Source organism: Pseudomonas sp. CM25 (assembly GCF_013179705.1).
GTDB lineage: Bacteria > Pseudomonadota > Gammaproteobacteria > Pseudomonadales > Pseudomonadaceae > Aquipseudomonas.
Genome location: NZ_JABMCW010000474.1, coordinates 1 through 3,246 on the forward strand (window position 1 = coordinate 1; position 3,246 = coordinate 3,246).

Genomic DNA, 3,246 nt, shown 5'->3' on the forward strand with positions numbered 1-3,246 from the left:
GCACGCCATCCTGCTCATGCACCAGTTGCTCGCCCAGCAATTGCCAGGTGGACGCAGCGCTGCGCTCCAGGGCAACGGCCTGATCCTGGCCGCCGCTCAGCAGATGCAGGCTGCTGCGCGCCGGCAGGCCCAGGCGCAGGCCGTTGCGCTCGCCCCACGGGGAACGGCAATCATCCCCCCGCTGATGCCCGCCCTGGCCCTGCAGCCAAGCCTCGGCCGCCGCTTCCCAGAACACTGCCGGTAGCGCTTGCGGCGCTGGCAGCAAAACAGCCTGGTGACGTGGAATGAATCCGGTGTCCAGCTCTGCCGCAGCAAACGCCGGGTGCGCGAGGATACGCCGCAAGAAGGCAATGTTGGTCTTCAGCCCGCCAATCGCGAATTCGTCGAGCATGGCCAGCAAGCGCAGGCGCGCCTGCTCGCGGTCTTCGCCCCAGGCGATCAGCTTGCCCAGCATCGGGTCGTAGAACGGCGATACCACATCGCCTTCGCTGACCCCGCTGTCCACTCGCCGTCCTTCGCCCGGTGCCGACTCGCGGTACAACGTCAGCTTGCCGGTTGCGGGCAGGAATTCATTGGCGGGGTCTTCGGCATACAGGCGCACTTCGATGGCATGGCCAATCAGCGGCACCTGGTCCTGGGTAATCGGCAAGGCTTCACCGCAGGCCACGCGAATCTGCCAGGCCACCAGGTCGAGGCCGGTAATGGCTTCGGTGAGCGGGTGTTCCACTTGCAGGCGGGTGTTCATCTCCATGAAGAAGAACTCGCCACGGGCATCGAGCAGGAATTCCACCGTGCCGGCGCCGACATAGCCGATGGCCTGTGCCGCGCGCACCGCTGCCTCGCCCATCGCTCGCCGCAGTTCGGGCGAAAGGCCAGGGGCGGGGGCTTCCTCGACCACTTTCTGGTGGCGGCGCTGAATCGAGCAGTCGCGCTCGTTGAGGTACAGGCAGTTGCCATGCTGGTCGGCGAACACCTGGATTTCCACGTGGCGTGGCTTGAGCACGTATTTTTCAACCAGCATGCGCGCATCGCCAAACGACGACTGTGCTTCACGCTGGGCCGAGGCCAGGGCATCGGCCAGCTGGCCTTCTTCCTCGACCACCTTCATGCCCTTGCCACCACCGCCGGCGCTGGCTTTGAGCAGCACCGGGTAGCCAATGCGTTCAGCGGCGGCGCGGAAGGTGTCCAGGTCTTGCGCTTCGCCGTGGTAACCCGGCACCAGCGGCACCCCGGCGGTTTCCATCAACGCCTTGGCCGCCGACTTGCTGCCCATGGCATCGATAGCGCTGGCCGGTGGGCCAAGGAAGATCAGCCCGGCCTGTTCGATGGCGCGGGCAAAGCCGGCGTTTTCGGACAGGAAGCCATAGCCTGGGTGAATGGCCTGGGCCCCGCTGGCCTTGGCGGCGGCCAGCAGCTTGTCGACCAGCAGGTAGCTTTCGGCGGCCTTGGTGCCGCCCAGGTCGACGCGGATATCGGCTTCGCGGCTGTGCCGGGCGTCACGGTCGGTGGCGCTGTGCACGGCGACGGTGGTCAGGCCCATGGCCTTGGCGGTGCGCATGACGCGGCAGGCGATTTCGCCGCGGTTGGCAACCAGCAGGGTGGTCAAAGCGGGGCGGCTCATGGGCGCGGCTCCTTCTTGTCATCGGTTTGCCAGGCGGGGCGGCGTTTTTCCAGGAAGGCGCGCAGGCCCTCCTGGCCTTCGGCGCTGACGCGGATGCGGGCAATGGTGTTTTCGCAGTAGCGGCGCAGGGCCGGGCTAAGCTCGCCGTCGTCCACTTCGCGCAGCAGGTCCTTGGTGGCGCGCAACGCCTGCGGGCTGTTGAGCAGCAAGTTGCTCACCCAGGCTTCTACCTGTGCGTCCAGCTCGCTGGCCGGGTACACCTCGGCCAGCAGGCCCAGCTCGCGGGCCCGCACACCGCTGAAGCGTTCGGCGGTAAGGGCGTAGCGGCGCGCGGCGCGCTCACCGATGGCTTTGACCACGAACGGGCTGATCACGGCCGGGGCCAGGCCGATACGCACTTCCGACAGGCACAGCTGGGCGTCTTCGGCGCCGATGGCCATGTCGCAGCAACTGATCAGGCCCAGCGCGCCGCCAAACGCCGCACCTTGCACCACGGCCAGGGTTGGCGTTTTGAGGCGGTGCAGGGTGTACATCAGCTCGCCCAGTTCGTGGGCGTCATCCAGGTTGGTGTGGAAGTCCAACTGCGCCGACTGCTGCATCCAGGCCAGGTCGGCGCCGGCGCTGAAGTGCCGGCCACGGCCGCGCAGCAGCACAAAGCGCAGGCTGGAATCTTCCGCCAGGCGGTCGATGGCCACGATCAGCTCGCGGATCATCTGCGCGTTGAACGCGTTGTTCTTGTCCTCGCGGCTCAGCCACAGTGTGGCGAAGCCGCGCGTGTCGCGGATCACTTCTAGGGTGCTGAAATCGCTCATGATCACATCCGGAAAATGCCGAAGCGGCTGGGTTCGATCGCTGCGTTCAGCGCGGCAGACAGCGCCAGGCCGAGCACGTCGCGGGTCTGTGCCGGGTCGATGACACCGTCGTCCCACAGGCGGGCACTGGAGTAGTAGGGGTGGCCCTGGTGTTCGTACTGGTCGAGGATCGGCTGCTTGAGCCGGGCTTCGTCCTCGGCACTGAAGGCCTGGCCACTGCGTTCGCTTTGCTCGCGCTTGACCTGGGCCAGTACCCCGGCCGCCTGCTCGGCGCCCATCACGCCAATTCGCGCGTTGGGCCACATCCACAGGAAGCGTGGGTCGTAGGCGCGGCCGCACATGCCGTAGTTGCCGGCGCCGAAACTGCCGCCGATGATCACCGTGAACTTGGGTACCTGGGCGCAGGCCACGGCGGTGACCAGCTTGGCACCGTGCTTGGCGATGCCGCCTTCTTCATACTTTTTACCGACCATGAAGCCGGTGATGTTCTGCAGGAACAGCAGCGGGATGCCGCGCTGGCAGGCCAGTTCGATGAAGTGCGCGCCCTTTTGCGCGGCTTCGGCGAACAGGATGCCGTTGTTGGCCAGAATCGCCACCGGGTAGCCGTGCAAGTGGGCGAAGCCGCACACCAGGGTAGTGCCGAACAGCGCCTTGAATTCATCGAACACCGAGCCGTCGACCAGCCTGGCGATGACCTCGCGCACGTCGAACGGCTGCTTGGCATCGGCCGGCACTACGCCGTACAACTCTTCGGCGCCATACAACGGCGCCACCGGCGCCAGGCGCTGCAGTTTGCCCAGCTTGTGCCAGTTG

At 66.6% G+C, this 3,246-nt stretch carries 3 protein-coding genes; all 3 read right to left on the minus strand.

Annotated features, from left to right (window positions below):
* Positions 1-1,621, minus strand: a 1,621-nt coding sequence (locus HP546_RS28065; protein ID WP_172232430.1) for an acetyl/propionyl/methylcrotonyl-CoA carboxylase subunit alpha, incomplete at its 3' end; no start/stop codon positions are given.
* Entirely contained in the window at positions 1,618-2,433 is an 816-nt protein-coding gene (locus tag HP546_RS28070) for a gamma-carboxygeranoyl-CoA hydratase (protein ID WP_172232433.1), read from the minus strand. The genes HP546_RS28065 and HP546_RS28070, both read right to left, overlap by 4 nt.
* Before the next feature lie 2 nt (positions 2,434-2,435).
* Positions 2,436-3,246 (minus strand): carboxyl transferase domain-containing protein (locus HP546_RS28075; RefSeq protein ID WP_306125862.1); only part of this gene is annotated, 811 nt, incomplete at its 5' end.

Bases quoted from the DNA above. Each gene is read 5' to 3' on its own strand.
- HP546_RS28070 (WP_172232433.1), bottom strand. From the start codon at position 2,433: ATGAGCGATTTCAGCACCCTAGAAGTGATCCGCGACACGCGCGGCTTC.